The organism is Pseudomonas sp. Eth.TT006 (assembly GCF_054456575.1).
In genome coordinates this window covers 148,201-168,635 of sequence record NZ_JBTJEN010000001.1, presented here as the reverse complement: position 1 = coordinate 168,635, position 20,435 = coordinate 148,201, and the positions used below count along the sequence as shown (strand labels likewise).

Sequence of the window (20,435 nt, the reverse complement as noted above, 5' to 3'; positions counted from 1 at the left end):
GCGACCGATACTTGGCGATGCGCATTTCCAATGAGGAGCAAGAGCATGAGTCACTATGATGTGGTCATTCTGGGCGGCGGCCCCGGTGGATATAACGCGGCGATTCGCGCCGGCCAACTGGGCCTGAAAGCTGCGTGCGTGGAAGGTCGCGCCACCTTGGGCGGCACCTGCCTGAACGTCGGCTGCATGCCATCCAAAGCCTTGCTGCATGCCTCGGAGCTGTACGACGCAGCCATGGGTGCGGAATTCGCCAACCTTGGCATTGAGGTCAAACCCAAACTCAACCTCGCGCAAATGATGAAACAGAAAGACCAGAGCGTCAGCGGCCTGACCAAAGGCATCGAGTTTCTGTTTCGCAAGAACAAGGTCGACTGGATCAAGGGCTGGGGCCACATCGACGGCCCGGGCAAAGTCAGCGTGACCGACGATCAAGGCAACCAGACCGAGTTGAGCGCCAAGGACATCATCATCGCCACCGGCTCCGAACCCACGCCCCTGCCCGGCGTCGAGATCGACAACCAACGCATCCTCGATTCCACCGGCGCGCTTTCCCTGAATGAAGTGCCCAGGCATCTGGTGGTGATTGGCGCCGGGGTGATCGGTCTCGAACTGGGCTCGGTCTGGCGTCGCCTCGGGGCCGAGGTGACTGTGGTCGAATACCTCGACCGCATCTGTCCCGGCGTCGATGGCGAGGCCGGCAAGACCCTGCAGCGCGCGCTGAGCAAACAAGGCATCCGCTTCAAGCTGAGCTCAAAGGTCACCAGCGCCACCACTTCGGCCAGCGGTGTGCAACTCAGCGTCGAACCGGCTGCCGGTGGCAGCGCCGAGCTGCTGGAAGCCGACTACGTGCTGGTTGCGATCGGCCGGCGCCCTTACACCGAAGGGCTGGGCCTGGAGAATGTCGGCCTGACCACCGACAAACGCGGCATGCTCGCCAACCGCCAGCATCGCACCGAAGCGCCCGGTGTCTGGGTGATCGGCGACGTGACATCGGGGCCGATGCTCGCGCACAAGGCCGAAGACGAAGCGATGGCCTGTGTCGAACAGATCGTCGGCAAGGCCGGCGAGGTCAATTACGCCTTGATTCCCAACGTCATCTACACCCGTCCGGAGCTGGCCAGCGTGGGCCAGACCGAAGAGCAGCTCAAGGCCGAAGGCCGCGCCTACAAAGTCGGAAAATTCCCGTTCAGCGCCAACAGCCGGGCGAAGATCAACCACGAAACCGAAGGTTTCGCCAAAGTCCTCGCCGACGAGCGCACGGACGAAATCCTCGGGGTGCACCTGGTTGGCCCGAGCGTCAGCGAAATGATCGGCGAATACTGCGTGGCCATGGAATTCAGCGCCTCGGCCGAAGATATCGCCCTGACCTGCCACCCGCATCCGACTCGTTCAGAGGCATTGCGCCAAGCGGCGATGAATGTCGAGGGGATGGCGACGCAGATGTAGCTTGGCGAGTGACACAGCTATCGCGAGCAGGGCTCATTCCAACATTGGAAAGCGCTTAAATGCAGGAGTGAGCCTGCTCGCGACCAAGGCGACGCGGTCTACAGCGGAAGATGTCCCAACGGCAACGCCCCCGGCGTCTTCACCGTGTGAATCGCAAAATTGCTGCGAATGTCGCTCACCCCCGGCAGCTTCAGCAGGCAACCACTGAGAAAACGGTCATACGCACGCAGATCCGGCACCACCACCTGCAACAGAAAGTCCGATTCCCCTGACACCAGAAACGCCGAGATCACCTCGGGCAGCGCCGTGACCGCTGCATAAAAAGCTTCGGCCTGTTCGTCGTTGTGGCGCTCGACCTTGACCCCGACAAACACCGTCAGCCCCAGCCCCACCTCGTCGCGATCCAGATTGGCCTGATAGCCGCGAATCACCCCGGCCTCCTCCAGCATTCGCACCCGGCGCAAGCACGGTGACGCCGACAAGCCGATCTCGTCCGCCAGTTCGACATTGCTCAACCGCCCGTTGCGTTGCAGGGCTGCGAGAATCTTGCGGTCGAAAGCGTCGAGTTTCATGGTTGGCAGATCCCGATAGTAAAGGCGCGAAAAGCACGCAGATTATGCCAATCGTGCAGGTTTTTGAAGCTGACTACGCAAGCACCTGCCCTGCCCTTCAGCCCTAAAATCTGTTCACCGAATCGACCACCAAAGGGCTGCGACATGGCGAGTATCTGGCTGTTTTTTCTGGCATTGGCGGTGGTCTTCCTGCTGCCCGGTCCGGACATGATCCTGTTGCTGCAAACCGGTGCCCGCCAGGGTCGCGGCGCGGCGCTGGCGACCGCCGTGGGCCTCGCGGTTGCCCGCGGTTGTCATGTGGCGTTGGCGGCATTGGGCCTGGCGGCGCTGTTCAAGGCAGCGCCGTGGACTTTTGACCTGGTGCGACTGGCGGGCGCGGCGTATCTGCTGTGGATCGGCATTCAGTGTCTGCGCAGCAGCCTGGTGCCGAACCTCGCCGCAGCCCCTGAAAGCGCTACACACGGGCAATGGCGCGAAGCGATCCGGCGCGGCCTGCTGACCAATCTGCTCAACCCCAAGGCCCTGCTGTTCTGCTCGGTGCTGTTGCCGCAATTCATCGTCAATGATGGTTCGCCGGTGCTCAGCCAGTTCGCTGTCCTCGGCGCGTTGCTGGTGGGCATCGGGCTGTTGTTCGACAGCGCCTTCGCCCTGACCGGCGCCGCGCTGGGCCGTTGGCTGCAACACAGTCCAACTGCCCAGCGGGTCCAGCAATGGCTGTTCGGCAGCCTGTTGATCGGCTTTGCCGTACGCCTGACCTTTATCCAGCAGGCTTAGGGCTTGCGTGCCTTGCGCCGACTGAACAACGCCAGAGCGCCGGCACTGAGCAGCAGCAAAACACCGATCACCGGCCATTTATACGGGCGCAAGGTATTGCGCACGGCATCGGTCACCTGGGTCACGTAACGCTTGTCGGCGTTTTCGAAATCCGGGTACGGACATTGATTGCCGAAGTCCACCGCCCAAGGCACGTACGGACCTTCGTTGACGTAACGGCGATACAGTGCACTTTGCTCCTCCAGACTGCTGTTGAAACCGACCGCGTTGCACAACACCGCGGCAAACGCCTGGCTGGTGTGCGGCAAATTGTCGGCGGCGCGACTGGCCAGCGCGGTGGCGACAAAGCGGTAGTGATAACGCTGATCCGGCTGCGCTTCACTGGCTTTCTGGCGTTTGACTTCGTCCTCAGCCACCAACGGCCCGACTTTCAGCTCGGTACTTTCCAGGCTGTAGTTGCCGCCAAACGTCGCGTAATCCGGGGCCATCTCGTAACCGAGAATATCCATGCCCCACTCGCGTGCCGTCCACGCCGCGTTGTACAGGGCGCTGGCACGTTTGCTCGGCCACCAGGCAGCGTCAGCCTTGATCCGCTGTTCGCCGTAGAGTCGAGCCCTGTGCTGCAGATCGGGATTGTCGAAATAGCCGACCGCTTCCTCGTAATGCCCTTCGCGCAGCAGTCGTCGTCCCAGCAGGTTGCGCAGGCTGGCAGCGACCGGCAGCGGCACGTAATTGTCGCGCTGCTGCTGGGTCAGCGCCGGTGGCGCCGGCACGTTGTCATCGACATAACGCTTGAGCTCATCAACCGTCAGCACGCGCTCGGCCACTGTCGCCGCGTCGAACCAGTAGATGCTGTTGCTGCGATACAGCTGCACGAACGCTTGCAGGTATTCACCGCGCTGCAAGGCGAGGATCGCGCTCTCGCCCTCGACCCGGCATTTGGGCTGGACGGTTTCCAGATTCCAGTCCGGGGTGCGGCGGTAGCCCCAGTCCTCGTTCTGCGGAAAGGCCTGCGCAGCTTTGGCATAGGCCGCAGCGGCAGCATTTTTATCGCCGTCACGCAGCGCCAGTTTCGCCCGCAGCCACCACGCCAGCCCGCCGTCACCGGCGTTCTCGAGGAACGCCTTGGCGCTGGCGTAATCGCCCTGTTGGTAATTCAGCGCCGCCAGCCGATCAGCATTTTCCAGACTGCCACGGGTGTTGTTCTGCAACAGCTTGATCAGTTTCTTTTCGTTCGGCGGCTGCTCGTCGAACGACCAGCCCATGCGACTGATCAACCAGGCAGTGACCAGTTGCTGCACCGGCTCACGGATCAGCAGTTTCTCCAGCTGCGGCTCGGGCAGCTCGGCCATTTCATTCACCAGCTGTTTCAGCGAGGTATAACCCACGGCCGAGCCGTGCAGGTTCTGCGCCTCATACAATTGGATGGCGCCGCTCCAGTCGCCAACCGTGCGCAGCGCCCGCGCCTCTTCACCGAGACTGGCCACGCCGAGTTCCAGCGGATCACTCAAGCCATCAATGCTCATCTGCCGGGCCTGACGGAACGCCTCGAGCGCCTGCTCCAGCGGTTCGATGATGTTGCTCGCCTCGGCACTCATGGCGAACCAGGTGCGTCCTAGCGAGTACGCCGCCCAGGTGCTGCGCAGCGGACGCTGATCGACCGGCAGCGCCAGCACCTTGTTGAAGTACTCGACGGCCAGCTGATGATCGCCCGTGGCAAATGCCACCGCGCCAGCCACGTACAGACGAATTTCCGCCGGCAGACTGGCGCCCTGCGCCTCGACCTGCCGCGCATCGGTCAGGCCGCGCAGTTGCTTGACCAGCGCCTGTTGCTCGGCGCTCAGACCGACCTGTTCGGCTTTTTCGCGCAGCGCAGCAGGTTCGCTTTCGTCGCCGTACATGGCGTCGGGATTGTAAGTCGCCGCGGTGACGTTCTTCAGCCCGGCAATGGTTTTGCCCAAGCGGCTGATCTCGAAGTTGAAGTTGCCCTCCGGCAGTTCGGCCAGGGTTTGCCCGCGATTGTCGAGCAGGCGCATCGGGAAGTCCGGGCCGCAAGCCAGCGCCGAACCCAGCGGCAGGCTGAGGCTCAGGCAGAGCAGATGGCGGGGCCAGTTACGGGTCAACATGCGAACCTCCTTGATCAATAAATGCACAGCGCGCCCAACCGATGGCCCGTTGTCCACCCGCCGGCAAACGACCGTCGCGCAGGCGGGTGAAGGTAAGCAGATCCGCGCTTTGTTGCAACGCGTAACCGGCGAGTGCGTCGGCGCCCTCACAGCCATTGGCCTTGACGCGCAACTGCGCCGGCCACGCCGCGTCGAGATTGCCCGGATTGGTGAGGTGGATGTCGTAGAGGCCATCGTGCTCGCTGAAGCTCAATCCAAGCTCGCTGCGCAAGGCGTCGCCAGCGGCCACGGCACGCAGCGTGATCAGGCTCCAGGCCCGGCGGTCGTTGGCCAGCGGCAGGCGAAACCAGATCAGCCCGGCCAGATGCGCTGGCGGATCCTCGCGCAGCGCCTTTGCAAGTTGACTCAGTTGCAGCGGATCGGCGAGCAGTTCGCGGCGCTGCCCGTCGCGCTCGACCGGCACCTCACTCTCCACCACCGGCGCACCACCGGCATCCGCAAGCAGCGCCACGCCATAGGCCGGCAGTGCCAGATAAAACGGTTTGCGGCTGATCTTCGCCCAGTCATTCGCCCAGCGTTGCGCCTGCTCCGGGTCGAACAAGCCGCGTCGCGGATCGCTGACGGCATGCACCTGCAGCACGCTGCTGTCGACCGTGGCCAGCAACCCTGGCAACTGCGGGCTGCCGAGCCACGCCGGCAGTGCTGTGATGCTCAGCGGCAATGACGCCGGCAATGTCGAACGCAGATGCGTCAGGAACTCGGTGTAATCCGGCAAACGCGCGTTGCCCGCGTCATGGTCGATCTCGACGCCGCTCAGGGTCAGCCCCTGTGTCTGCCAGTCGGCGAGCACCTGAAGGATCTGCGCCGTGACCTGCTCCTGATCCAGCGACTTGAGCTGACCGTCGAGACGAATCACCGCGATCAGCGGCCGGCCATCCTGCCTGAGCAACGCCGCATCGATTCGTGCCCGATGCCAGCCGTCATTGGGAAACGCCTGCAAGGCCAGCACGCGCAAGGTCGAAAAACTTTCGCGGCTGTCGCGCAGGGCGGCGTCATGGGCCGGGGTCCATTGGCGTTGCCAGATATAAAGTTGTTGGTCGAGAGCGGCGGCGTCATGCCGCTCGCACGCGGCCAGCAGCAGCGCCGCGATCAAAATCGAAAAGCCGAACCGCATGAAATGCCCGTTCCCTGCCGATGCAAAAAACGCAGGGTACACAAATCCGCGTAGGAGTGACTCAGGGCTTGCGGGCGATGATTACCTGACTTTTCGCCACCACCGCATCCAGCGCCTGCTTGATCTGCGCGCCTCGGGGCGAATCGAGCACGGCTTGCCAGGTGTTGGCCCAATGCTCGAGCAACGGGTGATCGGGGTTGCTGAACTCGACCTTGGCTTCCCAGAACAGCAACATCCACATCGACCAGTAGAAACCGTACTGGCTGTGGCTGATGATCTCCAGCCCGGCATCGCTGACCATTGCCTTGAACTGGTCTTCGCTGATGACGCGAATGTGATTGGGCTTCTGGAAATACTCCGGCGAGGCGATGTCCTTCTGCAGGTCTTCGGAGCTGGGATGCGGCACGCTCAACAGGTACAGTGCACCCGACTGGCCGACCCGCACCAGTTCGGCAAGGAACTGCGCCGGATCGTCGACGTGCTCGATGACTTCGGTGGACACCACGCGGGTGGCGGTGCCGTCGGCGATCGGCAACGGGTTGCAGTCGGTGATGTGGCATTCGACGTTGCGTGCCGGGGTATCGCTGAGGCGCTGGCGGGTCGCCTCGACCTTGGCCGCGTCGATGTCGGCGATGATGATCTTCGCCCCGCGCATGCCGCAGAAATACACATTGCCGCCATCGCCGCAGCCGACATCGAGCAGGGTGTCATCGGCGCTCACGCGAAACCCGGTGAACAGCTCGTCAGTCTCCTGGTTGTACCAGCCGCTGAGCTTTGCGTCGTAGAGGCCGAGCATGTACGGATCGACCTTGTCGGCAGCAGGTTGCACAGCGACCGGTGCGGAAGAGGTCGCCGTGAGTTTCTTCAAAAGGCTCAGCATGAGGTAGCTCCAGAGGATGGGACGGCGGTTCGCGACATACCAAGGCGGCGCACCAGCGCGGCGCCGCGATTGCGCATCGGCGTTTCGATGAAGCGGTAATTCAACTCGCTGAGCAGCGCGATCAGACTGCAGGCGATCAGCACGGTGAGCAGCGGATGCCCGGCCGGACTGGGCAGCCCTGCGCCCTGCAGGCGAAAGATCAATTCACGGACCAGCAAATAGGCCGGAATATGGATCAGGTAGATGCCGTAGGAACGGCTGCCGATCCACGCCATCGTGTGCTGCACCCTTCCGGCCGGCCACAGGTAATCGCGGTTGTACGAAGCGATCCACACCAGCAGCGCGCTGAGCACGGCGATTGAGCCGATGCGGTAAGAGGCAAAGGTAAACCGGTCAGTGGCCATGTAGCTCAGCAGCAACACCAGCGCGATCAGGACCGACACACCGGCCCATGGCCGCCGTAGAAAAGTCGGTTCGCAACGTTGATAACCGGGCCGCACACTCCACATCGCCAGCAATACCCCGAGGGCCAGGGCATCGGTGCGCACCACCATCAGCAACGGCGTGCGCAGGGTCAACAGTTGCACCGCGACCAGCGCCAGCAAGGCCCAGACCAGGTGCCTGCGGCACAGCAGAATCAGCAAAGGGAACAACAGGTAGAACTGCTCCTCCAGCGCCAGGCTCCAGTAGACGAAACTGCTGCCGTATTCGTAATGAAAGAAACTGTCGGCAAAGCGGAAATTGGCATATTGCAACACCCCGGCCAACGTCGCCTGCAGGTTGGCGTGCAGCGTGCCGAACGCGCCTGAGCGGTTGAAGACGACACAGGCCAGCAACATCAGTGCCAGCCACAACCAGGCCGAGGGCAGCAAACGAAAGGCTCGGCGCAGCCAGAAATTGCGTGTCTGCTCCCAGCACTGCCGACGCGTCGTGCAATTGCCAAGGGCCGGAATCAGGCTGCGCGCGATGACAAACCCGGAGATGGCAAAAAACAGGTCCACGCCCCACCACGATTGCGCCCAATTGTGGACGCTCTGCAGCAAAGGCACGGTATCGATGAACAGGCTGCCCTGCAGGTGATGAAACAGCACACCGAGCACCGCGATTGCGCGCAGCACTTCGATGTCCATGATCCGTTTGCCGTTCATGCCCCGGACATCTCCGGGGCTGCGGCAAACCGGCTTTCGAACAACTGCCGCAGAAACACCTGCAGCCGCTGCTCGGCCACCGCCTGACTGCAGAAACCCTGCAGACTGCTCACCGCTTGCGCCGCCATCCGCGCATAACGTTGCGGATCGTCTTTGGCGACCGCATAGCTGGCGCGATAGGCCGTACACAAGGACGTCCAATTGGTTACATAACGCAGCGTGCGAAAAGCCTTGCGTGGATCATGCGGCCAGGCGGTCAGTTCGTCGGTGGAGTCGATCAGGAAGGCGTTGTCGGCACTCAGGTAATCGATCATGGCCGTGGTGCGCGGAGCCACTGCGGGTTTTCCGCACGACATGAACTCCATCAACGGCAGGCACTGGCCCTCGCCGTAGGACGTGTTGACCACATAGCGGGTCGCCTGCACCAGACGCTCGTAATCGGCGTCCGCGAGGTAGCCGTAGATCAACACGATACGGCAGCGGTAAGACTGATTCTTGTACAGGTGGTGGAGGATGTCGCTCAGCGCCTCTTCGGCATCGTGATGCGTCAGTTTCAGCACCAGCGTTGCGTCCTCGACCTCACGGAACGTTACGCAGAACGCACTGAGCATGTCCTCCCAGTTCTTGCGCCCGTCACCGGGATTGAATACCGAGGTGTAGACCACCCCGTCGAGCAGCAACTCCTGATCTCTGACCGGCGCCTGGAAATCGATACCCTTGCCCGTGCGCAAAGGCCTGGGAGCGAATGCATTCAAATCGAGCGTACGACTGTCGGCCACCAGTCCTTTGATCTTCAACCGTACCGGTCCGGTCGATGGCTGGCCCTGCAACGATGCACCGCGGGCGGCAAAGCGATCCCACACCGGCGCCGGAACCGCAACGATCGGATATTCGTTGTCCATTACCTCGCGCACTGCGTTGACCGTGTAGCTGGAGTGGGTGATCGCTGCCCCGCAGGCTCGCAGCACCGTGCGCCAGTCATTGCGCGGCTCGCCGGCAAACGGCTCATCGGGAATGGTGCTGAACTCCCATGCAAACACCGGCAGCGTCGGACATTTCAGATGTACCGGCGTGCGATGGGGCGGCGAGAACGACAGAAACACGCAGGGCTCGCCCCTGCTTTGGCATTCCAGATAAAGCGCATCGACTTCAGCCAACGGATCGCTGACTTCCACCACGCGTCCGAGACGCTCGAGCACCGGACGGTACTCCTTGAGCACGAAGTAATAGCTGTACTCCGAGCGACCCAGGTTCTGCGCGATGGTGTGCTGGTTGGTTTCCGAATGAATGATGATCAGCATGAGGCGTTTTCCGTCACTGACGCAGCATGGGCGGCATGCGGTGCAAGCCCGAAAAAGTCAGCCATGCGCGTTTGCACCGGGGCAAAAGCGCAGTAGTCATGCATGCGCTCGACCACGGCTGCCGACATCTGCCGGTATTGCTGCGGCTGGTCTTTGGCCATGCGGTAGCTGTCTTCGTAGGCTTGTTTCAGCGACCCCCAATCCGGGCGATGGCGCAGGGTGCGGTAAATCAGCCGCGAGTCCTGCGGCCAGATAGCAGGCTCTTCACTGGATGCGACCACGAACGCGACGCTGTCGTCGATGTAGTCTTCCATGGCCGTGTGGTTCGGGGCGATCACCGGTTTGCCACTGGACATGAACTCCATCAGAGGCAGGCACAAGCCCTCGCAGCGTGAAGCGTTGACATAGAAACTGGCAGCCGCGTAAAGCTCGGCGTACTGCGCGTCATCCAGGTAACCGTGCAGCACCAGCACCCTGCACGCGAAGGGCGAGAGCTGGGCCAACAGGGTCATCAATTCGCTGTAGTAAGACGCCAGATCGTTCTGGGTAATTTTCAGCACCAGCGTTGCATCGGTGGTCTCGCGAAACGCCCAGCAAAACGCGGTAATCAGCTGATGCCAGTTCTTGCGGCCGTCCCTGGGGTTGAACACCGTGACGTAAACCACGCCATCGACCGTGGTCTCGACCACCGAAGTGGTGTCCGGCAGATCCAGCGGCGCAGGTTCGGCCACTGTCACCGCCTGTGGTCCGGCAATGCTCGGCAGCCGCCGTTCCAGCCAGGCATGAGCCTTGGGCGAGAACAGGTCGCGCAGTCCTTCCCAATACCAGTGATGCAGAAACACCACCCGTGGCTGTTGCTGTTCGCGGCCCGCGTCCAGGCGCCACTGACGCAGATAATGCCGGGCAATAACCAGACGCCGTTTGAAGGTCAGCGCAGGTGGACGCTGCGCCTCGATCGCGGCCAGTTGCTCGGCGGTCAGCGGTTTGGGCAGCAGGACATCAGGCGAGAGCGCCAGCGTACGACTGTCGAAAATACAGCCCTTGATCGCCAGCGCCGTCCCAGGATTGACTGGCGCCGGAACGTGCTGCTGACGAATCGCCGCAAAGCTTTCCCACAACGGTGTCGGCAGCACCAGCACCGGAAAATCCTCGCCCAGCGCCCGGCGAATCGCCCGCGCAGTGTGACTGGACAGGGTAATCACCCGCCCTTGTCGGGCCAGCATCTGCGTCCAGTCGTGGCGCGGATCGTTGTCCCACGTCTCGTCCGGAATCGAATCGAACTCCCAGGCAACGACACACAGGGTCGGACACTCGAGATCGGTCGGGGTGTTTTGCGGCGGGGTGAAGGAGAGAAACAGGCTATCTTCGCCCGCGTCGCGCAATTGGCGGAAGAGCGGATCAACCTCGGTGATGGCGGACACCACATGCACCCGTCCAAGGCTTTCCAGCACCGGGCGATAGGCCTTGAGCACGAAATAATAACTGTATTCGGGACGCCCGAGACTCTGACTGATGGAACGGTCGTTGACGTCCGAGTAAAGAATGAAGTTCATGGCATCCCACGCTGAAGCCGCCATCCCGGCTGCCCCGATCTTTGACGGTGAAGCGCCGGATCGTGGTCGGTATATCGACACTCTCATGCATCTTCCAGCCGTCTTTGTTGTTGTTTTTAGAGGTCGGTCCGACGGGGGCTGAACAGCCACTGTCGAACGCGACGAGGGGCATTCTAAACACATCCGTCGAGGATTCGTGAACCGCCCGGCGCGAATAAACCCGTCTACTCTGACGAGAACTGACCGGTCACGGTTTGCCCTGTTGAAATTGCCCGGCATTTGGCACAGATTGGCAACAAACAACTACAACAACGACTTCGCCTGTCGTCATGTCGATCTTTTCATCCGGCCTGACAGACTTCTTCTCAACACCTGTGGGAAAGTGGCGAAGGTTCAAGACCAAGGGGTCGCTGTTTGAAAAAGCGTCTGTTCGTCACGGGCATCAGCGGGTTCGTGGGACAACATATCCAGTCGCATCTGGCCAAGCCTGACTCGACGTGGGAACTGCTATCCGCGCCTGCACCTTACGATCTCACGGCGGCGGCCAGCCTCGTCGACCTGTGGCCAGAACTGCCCGACGCGGTGATTCACCTGGCCGGGCAGACCTTCGTTCCCGAAGCCTTCCGCGATCCGGCCCGCACTCTCGAGATCAATCTGCTTGGCACCCTCAATCTGTTGCAAGCGCTCAAGGCGCGCGGATTTCAGGGGAAGTTCCTGTATGTCAGCTCCGGCGACGTCTATGGGCAAGTGGCCGAAAGCGCCCTGCCCATCACCGAACATCAGGCGCCCTGCCCGCGCAATCCTTATGCAGTGAGCAAACTGTCGGCGGAGTTCCTCAGCCTGCAATGGGGCTTGAGCGAAGGCTGGCCGGTGCTGGTGGCGCGGCCGTTCAACCACATCGGCAGCGGCCAGAAAGACAACTTTGTCATCGCCAGCGCTGCCCGCCAGATCAACCGCATCAAGCAAGGCCTGCAGGCACCCCGACTGGAAGTCGGCGATATTGATGTCACGCGCGACTTCCTCGATGTCGAGGATGTGCTCTCGGCTTACTTCGCACTGCTGGAAAAAGGCACGCCGGGCCAGGTCTACAACATCTGCTCGGGCCACGAGCTCAGCATCCGCAGTCTGATCGAACAAATGGCCGACCTTGCCGAAATCGACCTGCAACTGGTGCAGGACCCGGCGCGCATGCGTCGTGCAGATCAGCGTCGCGTTTGCGGCAGTCACGCCAGGTTGGTCCAGACCACCGGCTGGACGCAGAAAATCACAACACAACAATCCCTGCGGGCGATCCTGTCCGACTGGGAGCAGCGAGTACGACAAGAATGAAAAGTGCACTGATCACAGGGATCACCGGCCAGGACGGCGCTTATCTGGCCAGACTGCTGCTCGACAAGGGCTACAAGGTTTACGGCCTGGTCGCACGGCGCAGCAGCGATTCGCGCTGGCGTCTGCGCGAGATGGGTGTCGAAGCCGACATTGTCTATCTCGACGGAGACATGGCCGATGCCTGCTCGGTGCAGCGTGCGGTCATCCAGTCCGCGCCGGACGAGGTCTACAACCTCGCTGCGCAAAGCTTCGTCGCCGCCTCCTGGAATCAACCGGTGACCACCGGCATCGTCGATGGCCTGGGTGTGACCCATCTGCTTGAAGCGATCCGCCAGTTCAGCCCGCACACCCGCTTCTATCAAGCCTCGACCAGTGAGATGTTCGGCCTGATCCAGGCTGAGCAGCAGGACGAAAACACGCCGTTCTATCCACGCAGCCCCTACGGCGTGGCCAAACTCTACGGCCACTGGATTACCGTCAACTACCGCGAAAGTTTCAACCTGCACGCCTGCAGCGGCATCCTGTTCAACCACGAATCGCCGCTGCGCGGCATCGAATTCGTCACCCGAAAAGTCACCGACGCCGCCGCCCGTATCAAGCAGGGCAAACAGCAGGAACTGGCCCTGGGCAACATCGACGCCAAACGCGACTGGGGCTTTGCCGGCGACTACGTCGAAGCCATGTGGCTGATGCTGCAACAGGACAAGCCTGACGATTTCGTGGTCGCCACCGGCGTCACCACCACCGTGCGCGAGATGTGCCGCATCGCCTTCGATCACGTCGGCCTGAACTACCGCGACTACGTGAAGATCGACCCGGCGTTCTTCCGCCCGGCCGAAGTCGAAGTGCTGCTCGGCAACCCGGCCAAGGCACAGCGCGTGCTGGGCTGGAAACCGAAAACCGACCTCGACACCCTGATCCGCATGATGATGGATGCGGACATGAAACGCGTCGCCAAGGAGTAGGGCATGCTGATTCCCGTGATTCTGTCCGGCGGCGCCGGCACGCGTTTGTGGCCGGTGTCCCGTGAAGGCCATCCCAAGCCGTTCATGACCCTGCCCGACGGCCAGTCGTTGCTGGGCAAGACCTATCAGCGCGCCGCCGCGCTGCTGGACGGCTGGGGCGATATCGTCACGGTGACCAATCGCGAGTACTACTTTCAGAGCAAGGATCACTACTGTGCGGCCCAGGTGTCGCGCCATCGCGGGCATTTTCTGCTGGAGCCGACCGGGCGCAACACGGCGCCGGCCATCGCGGCGGCAGCGCTGTCGTTGCAGGCACTGCATGGCGACGACGCGATCATGGTGGTGATGCCCGCCGACCATTTGATCGTTAATCAGCAAGCCCTCAAGGGCGCCGTTGAACACGCAGTGAATCTGGCGAAGGACGGTTATCTGGTGACCTTCGGTGTGCTGCCGACCGCCCCGGAAACCGGCTTTGGCTACATCGAAACCGGCGCGCCTCTCGACGCCAAAGGCGCGGCAAAGGTCCAGCGTTTCGTGGAAAAACCCGATCTGCAAACCGCAACGCATTACCTGGAAAGCGGTAACTTCCTGTGGAACTCGGGTATGTTCTGCTTCACCACCGCGACCCTGATCAACGAGTTGCAATTGCATGCTCCCGAGCTGCTGGAGCAGACCCGCGCGTGCATGGCAGCCAGTGCCCCGGTGGAAACCGTCGGCTGCCTGCAACAGGAACTGTCACCGGTGCTGTTTGCCGAGATCACCGACATCTCCATCGATTACGCCTTGATGGAACGCTCGGAAAAAGTCGTGGTGGTGCCCGCCGGTTTCGACTGGAGCGACATCGGTTCCTGGAGCGCGGTCGCGGCGCTGATACCGGCCGATGCCGAGAACAACCGCGCCAGCGGCGAAGCGATCTTTATCGACAGCCACAATAACTTCGTGCACAGCGAAAGCCGTCTGGTCGCGGCCGTGGGTGTGGATAACCTGATCGTGGTCGATACCGCCGACGCGGTACTGGTGGCGCATGCCGACCGCGCCCAGGATGTGCGGCGCGTCGCCAAACAGCTCAAGGACAAGTCCCACGAAGCCTATCGCCTGCACCGTACGGTGAGCCGTCCATGGGGCACCTACACCGTGCTCGAAGAAGGTCCGCGCTTCAAGATCAAGCGCATCGTGGTCAAGCCCGGTGGCAAACTGTCGCTGCAAATGCACCATCACCGCAACGAACACTGGGTGGTGGTCGAGGGCATGGCCAAAGTCACCAACAACGGCAGCGGTACGCATCTGGTAGCCAAGAACGAATCGACGTTCATCGCCGCCGGGCACAAGCATCGTCTGGAGAACCCCGGAGTGATCGACCTGGTGATCATCGAGGTGCAAAGCGGCGAATACCTGGGTGAAGACGACATTGTGCGTTTCGAAGACCAATACGGCAGGACGGTTTGATGCTGTTTTCCCTGTACCGCTCGCTGCGCAGCTATCGCGGATTCATCCTCGGCAGCGTGCAGCGAGAGTTTCAAGCGCGTTATCGCAACTCATTGCTTGGTGCCTTGTGGCCGGTGTTCAACCCGCTGTCGATGATCATCGTTTACACCGTGATTTTTTCGCACATCATGCGCGCCCGCCTGCCGGGCGTGGATGACAGCATGGCCTACAGCGTCTATCTGTGCGCCGGGTTGCTGGCCTGGGGAATGTTTTCGGAAATCACCCTGCGCAGCCAGACCATGTTTCTGGACAACGCCAACCTGCTGAAAAAAATCAGCTTCCCGCGCATCTGCCTGCCGGTAATCGTGCTGTGCAATGCGGCGATCAATTTCGCCATCATCATTGGTCTGTTCCTCGGGTTTTTATTGATCAGCGGACGCTGGCCGGGCGTGGCGCTGCTGGCGCTGGTCCCGCTGATTGCCCTGCAGATGCTGTTCTGCGCCGGTCTGGGCATGATCCTCGGCGTGTTGAACGTGTTCTTTCGCGACGTCGGCCAGCTCTTCGCCATCTGCCTGCAATTCTGGTTCTGGCTGACGCCGATCGTGTATCCGGTCACCATTCTCCCGGAATGGGTGCAGCGACTGCTGCAACTCAACCCGTTGACCCAACTGATCGGCAGCTATCAGAACCTGTTCCTGTATGGGCAATGGCCTGTCTGGAGCTCGCTGTTGCCGGTGTTCATCGTCGCGCTGGTGATGTGTCTGATCGCCCTGCGTCTGTTTCGCCAACGTGTCGGTGAAATGGTGGATGAACTCTGATGGGACTTATACGCGTTACGGGCCTGGGCAAAGCCTACAAACAGTATCCGACACGCTGGAGTCGCCTGGCGGAATGGCTGATCCCGTTTTCCCCGGTGCGCCACCAGCCGCACTGGGTGCTGCAGGATGTCAGCTTCCAGATCGCACCCGGCGAGGCCGTAGGTATCGTCGGTGCCAACGGTGCGGGTAAAAGCACCTTGCTGAAGATGATCACCGGCACCACTCAACCCACCTGCGGCTCGATCGAACTTGAGGGCCGCGTGGCGGCGCTGCTGGAGTTGGGCATGGGCTTTCATCCGGACTTCACCGGCCGCCAGAATGCAATCATGGCCGGACAACTGCTGGGGATGCAGGTCGGCGAAATCGAAACACTGATGCCGGACATCGAACACTTCGCGGAAATCGGCGCCGCCATCGACCACCCGGTCCGCACCTACTCCAGCGGCATGCAGATGCGCCTGGCCTTCAGCGTCGCCACCGCACGGCGCCCGGACATTCTGATTGTCGACGAGGCCCTGTCGGTGGGTGACGCCTACTTCCAGCACAAGAGCTTCGAACGCATCCGCAGCTTTCGCAAGGCCGGCACCACCCTGCTGATCGTCTCCCACGACCGCTCGGCCATCCAGTCGATCTGCGATTCGGCGATCCTGCTCAAGGATGGCCACATGGCCATGTACGACAAACCGGAAGTGGTCCTCGACTATTACAACGCCTTGATGGCCGAACGCGAGGGCCAGGTGGTGCGCCAGGAAATGCTCGCCGGCGGCGAAGTCCAGACCATCTCCGGCACCGGCGAGGCCGGGATTCTCAGCGTGCGCCTGCTGGACGAACAGGACCGCGCCATTGATGCGGTCGAGGTCGGTCAGCCGGTGGTGCTGGAGGTGCAGGTTGAAGTCCGTCAGGACATCGAACGGCTCGTACTGGGCTTCATTCTCAAGGACCGTCTGGGCCAGATGATGTATGGCATCAACACCCATCGCCTGAACAAGGCCCTGACCGACCTGCGCGCCGGCGAACGCTTCACCTATCGCTTCGCCTTCGTCATGGGCCTGGGCAAGGGCAACTATTCGGTATCGCTGAGCCTGTCGCGGCTGGACTCGCACCTGGACCGCAACTTCGAATGGCGCGATTACGGCCTGGTGTTTCAGGTGATCAACAACCGTCAGGAGGATTTTGTCGGCTGTGCCTGGCTCAACGCCACGACCTCGATTACCCGCCAGACCCAGGCAGCGCTGACCGAGCGTGCGCCATGACGCGGCTGCTGGTGGAATGCACCCATGTCTTCAAACACCCGAAGATCAACTCCGGTATTCAACGGGTGGTGCGCAACGTCATCACGCAACTGCCCGAACGGGTGGGGGATGTCGAGTGCCTGCCGGTCATTTCACTCAGGGGCCGGCTCTATCGGGTCACGCGCCTGGCTCCGCTGGACTCGCCGCTGTTTAACACCATCGTGACATTCGGCGAACGGCTGGAGCGCCTCGCACACCGCCTCTGGCAGTGGCATCAGCGTCTGGACAGCCGGCTACAGGCCAAAACCGCACGACGCCTGTTGTACGTCGGCTACCGACTGAGCGCGTTCGCGGCGTTTGGCGTTCCCTTGCGGCTGATCGAGCGGATCAACCGCCATCAACTGCCCAAACGCTGTGAACCCTTGCAGCATCAGCCAGGCGATCAACTGGTGCTGCTGGATTCGTCCTGGCATTCGGACTTTTTCCCCCACGCCGAACAGCTCAAGCGCGAGGGCGTCGGTATTGTGGCGGTCATCTACGACTTGATACCGCTGACCCACCCGCAGTTTTATGACGCCCGGCTGGTGCAGGTCTTTGGCGAATGGTTCGACTGGATCACGCGCACGGCCGACGGCTACATGGCCATTTCCGCGACGGTACGCGATCAGGTGCGTGCCGAACTGCAGCAACGGATCGGCGCGGCACAGGCCGAACAACGCTGGTTCGACTATTTCCACCTCGGTTCCGAACTGGATCTGCGCAGCGCCGGCGCCAGCGTCGATGCTCGCCTGCAACAGCTGTTCAGTGCACCGCAGCCGGTATTCCTGATGGTCAGTACCATCGAGCCGCGCAAGAACCACGCGTACCTGCTCGATGCCTTCGAACTGGCCTGGGCTGCCGGCTCCCCGGCGCGGCTGTGCATAGCCGGTCGCATCGGCTGGAAGTGCGATGCCCTGCTCGCCCGGGTGCGCAGTCATCCGGAATTGAATCGCCGCCTGTTCATGTTCAACGACTTGAGCGACACCAGCCTCGAACACGCCTACGCCCATGCCCAGGCACTGGTATTTCCGTCCTTCGTCGAAGGTTTCGGCCTGCCACTGGTCGAGGCGATGCAGCGCGGCTTGCCGGCAATGGGCAGTGACATAGCGGTGTTCCGGGAAATAGGCGGCGAGTTCATGGCTTATTTCGATTTGCAGGATCCGCAAAGTCTCGCCGACTTGATCAGCCGGTTCCTGCAAAGTGGCCAGTTCCCGGCCGCCCGCGATGTGGCGGACTGGCGCTGGATCGGCTGGCGCGAGGCGAGCGCGCAGTTGGCCGAACGCATCGTGCGCCATACGGTGCAAGCGCCATTGGCGTCAGCGAGGCCGCATGCGCATTGCCCTTAATGCCCGGATCCTGCAGGCGCCCCGAACCGGAATCGGCCATTACGTGGCCGAGTTGGTGAAGGCGTTGCGCAGTGATACCGATATCGACATCGCGTTGTTCCACGGCTGGGGCTGGAGTTCGGTTCTGCCGGAAGCGGCGATGCCCGGTTATTCGCGTCTGACGCCGCTGCTGCGGCAGATCCCCGGGGCCTATCAGGCGCGACGCTGGCTGGAGCAGAAACGCTTCGATCAAGGTCGCGCGCGCGGCATCGATCTGTATCACGAACCGAGCCTGTGGCCGCTGGCCTTCGACGGCCCGACAGTGATCACCCTGCACGACCTGACGCACCTGCATTTCCCTGACACCCAACCGCTAGCGCGTCTCAAGGAAATCGAACGGCGCCTGAGCGCTGGCGTACAGCAGGCACAGCGCATCATCACCGATTCGCAGGCGATTGCCGACGAAGCCCAAGCCCATTTCGGTCTGTCGGCCGAGCGTTTTGTGGTGGCGCCACTGGGAGTAGCGGAACGCTTTCATCCTCGGAAGGCGCATGCGATCGACACGGTGCTCAAGGCTCATGCGGTTGCCCCGGGCGAATATTTCCTGTGTGTCGGCACCCTCGAACCGCGCAAGAACCTGAACCTCGCCCTGCGTGCCCACGCGCTGCTGCCGGAAGCTGTGCGCCAGCGCTTCCCGTTGCTGATTGTCGGCATGGCCGGCTGGCAACAGAACCAGTTCAGCGACGAACTGCGCCAGGGCCTGGCCTCGGGGCACGTTTGCCTGCTCGGCTATCTGCCCGATGAAAACGTCGCGCAACTGCTCGCCGGCGCCCGGGCGCTGGTGTTTCCCTCGCTGTATGAAGGCTTCGGGCTGCCGGTGCTGGAAGCCATGGCCAGCGGCACTCCGGTGATCCTGACCCGGTCTTCGGCCATGCCGGAAGTCGCTGGCGCGGCCGGCAACTATATTGAACCTGACGATGCACACGGCCTGCGCGATGCGCTGCTGCGCCTGATCGACGATCACGCACATTGGCAGGCCTGCCGAGAAGCCGGATTGCACCGGACGCGGCTATTTTCCTGGGAACGTTGTGCACAGGCCACCGCCGGTGCCTACCGCCAGGCCATGGGAGGCTGAATGCGCGTGCTCCATTTCTTCAAAACCTATTTGCCTGATTCGGTCGGCGGTATCGAGCAAGTCATCTTCCAGCTGTGCGAAAGTGGCGCGCAGCACGGCATCGACGGCCAGGTACTGACCCTCAGCGCCGCCCCGACACCGCCGGTAGTGAAACTGGGCCAACACGAAGTGCACCGCGCCGGACTCGACATTCAGTTCGCCTCCACCGGGTTCTCCTGGAGCGTGTTCAAACAGTTTCGCGAGCTGGCCGCCGAAGCCGACGTAATCAATTACCACTTCCCGTGGCCGTTCATGGACCTGGTGCATTTCGCCAGCGGCATGAACAAACCAAGCGTGGTGACCTACCACTCGGACATCATTCGCCAAAAGCATCTGCTCAAACTGTATCGGCCATTGATGAACCGCTTCCTCGCCAGCGCCGACCGGATCGTCGCGGCCTCGCCGAACTACCTGCACACCAGCGACGTGTTGCAGCAGTTCCAGAACAAGACCCGGGTGATTCCCTACGGTTTGAACAAGGCCGGTTATCCACAGGCCGACCGCGAACGCATGAATCGCTGGCGCCAGCAACTTGGGGATAAGTTTTTTCTGTTCGTCGGGGTCATGCGTTATTACAAGGGCCTGCACATTCTGCTGGACGCCTTGCAGGACGTGGACTATCCGGTGGTGATCGTTGGCGCCGGGCCGCTGGAAATGGAGCTGCACGCTCAGGCCGCCGCCCTGGGCCTGCGCAATATCCACTTCCTCGGGCGCCTGGGTGATGAAGACAAGGTTGCCCTGCTGCAACTGAGCTACGCCATCGTGTTCCCGTCGCACCTGCGTTCCGAAGCGTTCGGCATTTCCCTGCTCGAAGGCGCGATGTACGGCAAACCGATGATCTCCAGCGAGATCGGCACCGGCACCAGCTACATCAATATCCACAACGAAACCGGGCTGGTGGTGCCACCAAGTCATCCACAGGCGTTTCGCGAGGCGATGCGCACCCTGTGGGAAAACCCGGAGCGCGCGGCAGCCATGGGGGTGAAAGCGGAGGCGCGCTATCGTCAGTTGTTCACCGCCGATGAAATGGGCCGCAAGTGGAACGAGCTGTATCAGGAGTTGCTGGAGGAAAAAGCCCTGTCCTACGCCTGACCTCAGGCCGAAACCCAATCCCTGTAGGAGCTGCCGAAGGCTGCGATCTTTTGATCTTGATC

General features: G+C 61.9%; 17 protein-coding genes. 10 read left to right on the top strand and 7 right to left on the bottom strand.

All coding sequences use genetic code 11. The features are described from left to right. Nucleotides 1-45 precede the first annotated feature (45 nt). On the top strand, nt 46-1,446 hold the full coding sequence (gene lpdA, locus ACXR0M_RS00805; RefSeq protein ID WP_458829040.1) for a dihydrolipoyl dehydrogenase: 1,401 nt from the start codon (nt 46-48) through the stop codon (nt 1,444-1,446). A gap of 98 nt (nt 1,447-1,544) precedes the next feature. On the opposite strand, the gene ACXR0M_RS00800 is transcribed toward lpdA, so the two are convergent. Continuing rightward, nucleotides 1,545-2,018, bottom strand: a complete 474-nt coding sequence (locus ACXR0M_RS00800) for an Lrp/AsnC family transcriptional regulator (RefSeq protein ID WP_007960832.1) — start codon at nt 2,016-2,018, stop codon at nt 1,545-1,547. 144 nt (nt 2,019-2,162) lie between these two features. On the opposite strand from ACXR0M_RS00800, the gene ACXR0M_RS00795 reads away from it, so the two are divergent. After that, complete coding sequence (locus ACXR0M_RS00795; RefSeq protein WP_458829038.1) at nt 2,163-2,792, top strand: LysE family translocator; 630 nt, start codon at nt 2,163-2,165, stop codon at nt 2,790-2,792. On the opposite strand, the gene ACXR0M_RS00790 is transcribed toward ACXR0M_RS00795, so the two are convergent. The 6 genes from ACXR0M_RS00790 to ACXR0M_RS00765 all read right to left on the bottom strand — a co-directional run bounded on the left by ACXR0M_RS00790 (nt 2,789) and on the right by ACXR0M_RS00765 (nt 10,974). Next, entirely contained in the window at nt 2,789-4,918 is a 2,130-nt protein-coding gene (locus ACXR0M_RS00790) for a hypothetical protein (RefSeq protein WP_458829036.1), read from the bottom strand. The genes ACXR0M_RS00795 and ACXR0M_RS00790 overlap by 4 nt on opposite strands. Further along, nucleotides 4,905-6,092, bottom strand: a complete 1,188-nt coding sequence (locus ACXR0M_RS00785) for a DUF3142 domain-containing protein (RefSeq protein WP_458829034.1) — start codon at nt 6,090-6,092, stop codon at nt 4,905-4,907. Before ACXR0M_RS00785 ends, ACXR0M_RS00790 begins: the two co-directional genes overlap by 14 nt. A gap of 61 nt (nt 6,093-6,153) precedes the next feature. Further along, nucleotides 6,154-6,972 (bottom strand): class I SAM-dependent methyltransferase, encoded by an 819-nt coding sequence (locus ACXR0M_RS00780; protein ID WP_458829032.1) that lies wholly within the window; start codon nt 6,970-6,972, stop codon nt 6,154-6,156. Next, the gene (locus tag ACXR0M_RS00775; protein WP_458829030.1) at nt 6,966-8,120 is read right to left on the bottom strand and encodes an acyltransferase family protein; all 1,155 of its coding nucleotides are present in this window, start codon (nt 8,118-8,120) and stop codon (nt 6,966-6,968) included. Before ACXR0M_RS00775 ends, ACXR0M_RS00780 begins: the two co-directional genes overlap by 7 nt. Continuing rightward, nucleotides 8,117-9,421: a glycosyltransferase gene (locus ACXR0M_RS00770; protein ID WP_458829028.1), complete on the bottom strand. Its 1,305-nt coding sequence runs from the start codon at nt 9,419-9,421 to the stop codon at nt 8,117-8,119. Before ACXR0M_RS00770 ends, ACXR0M_RS00775 begins: the two co-directional genes overlap by 4 nt. After that, nucleotides 9,415-10,974, bottom strand: coding sequence for a glycosyltransferase (locus ACXR0M_RS00765; RefSeq protein WP_458829026.1), 1,560 nt, complete (start codon nt 10,972-10,974; stop codon nt 9,415-9,417). Before ACXR0M_RS00765 ends, ACXR0M_RS00770 begins: the two co-directional genes overlap by 7 nt. Nucleotides 10,975-11,388: 414 nt before the next feature. Here ACXR0M_RS00765 and ACXR0M_RS00760 point away from each other — a divergent pair, with 414 nt between their 5' ends. From ACXR0M_RS00760 to ACXR0M_RS00725, 8 genes are read left to right on the top strand one after another with little or no spacing between them, the layout of a single operon-like run. Next, a complete protein-coding gene (locus ACXR0M_RS00760; RefSeq protein ID WP_458829024.1) occupies nt 11,389-12,303 on the top strand; it encodes a GDP-mannose 4,6-dehydratase in 915 nt (304 codons plus the stop codon). After that, nucleotides 12,300-13,268, top strand: a complete 969-nt coding sequence (gene gmd / locus ACXR0M_RS00755) for a GDP-mannose 4,6-dehydratase (protein ID WP_458829022.1) — start codon at nt 12,300-12,302, stop codon at nt 13,266-13,268. Before ACXR0M_RS00760 ends, gmd begins: the two co-directional genes overlap by 4 nt. Nucleotides 13,269-13,271: 3 nt before the next feature. Then, nucleotides 13,272-14,714 (top strand): mannose-1-phosphate guanylyltransferase/mannose-6-phosphate isomerase, encoded by a 1,443-nt coding sequence (locus tag ACXR0M_RS00750; protein ID WP_458829020.1) that lies wholly within the window; start codon nt 13,272-13,274, stop codon nt 14,712-14,714. Next, nucleotides 14,714-15,511: an ABC transporter permease gene (locus ACXR0M_RS00745; protein ID WP_458829018.1), complete on the top strand. Its 798-nt coding sequence runs from the start codon at nt 14,714-14,716 to the stop codon at nt 15,509-15,511. The genes ACXR0M_RS00750 and ACXR0M_RS00745 overlap by 1 nt, the downstream gene beginning before the upstream one ends. After that, nucleotides 15,511-16,764, top strand: a complete 1,254-nt coding sequence (locus ACXR0M_RS00740) for an ABC transporter ATP-binding protein (protein WP_458829016.1) — start codon at nt 15,511-15,513, stop codon at nt 16,762-16,764. The genes ACXR0M_RS00745 and ACXR0M_RS00740 overlap by 1 nt, the downstream gene beginning before the upstream one ends. Further along, the gene (locus ACXR0M_RS00735) at nt 16,761-18,128 is read left to right on the top strand and encodes a glycosyltransferase family 4 protein (protein ID WP_458829014.1); all 1,368 of its coding nucleotides are present in this window, start codon (nt 16,761-16,763) and stop codon (nt 18,126-18,128) included. The genes ACXR0M_RS00740 and ACXR0M_RS00735 overlap by 4 nt, the downstream gene beginning before the upstream one ends. Then, complete coding sequence (locus ACXR0M_RS00730; RefSeq protein ID WP_458829012.1) at nt 18,112-19,242, top strand: glycosyltransferase family 4 protein; 1,131 nt, start codon at nt 18,112-18,114, stop codon at nt 19,240-19,242. Before ACXR0M_RS00735 ends, ACXR0M_RS00730 begins: the two co-directional genes overlap by 17 nt. Beyond that, nucleotides 19,243-20,373 carry a glycosyltransferase family 4 protein gene (locus tag ACXR0M_RS00725; RefSeq protein ID WP_458829010.1) on the top strand — a complete coding sequence of 377 codons (1,131 nt, stop codon included), beginning with the start codon at nt 19,243-19,245 and terminating at the stop codon, nt 20,371-20,373. The last annotated feature ends 62 nt before the right edge of the window (nt 20,374-20,435 follow it).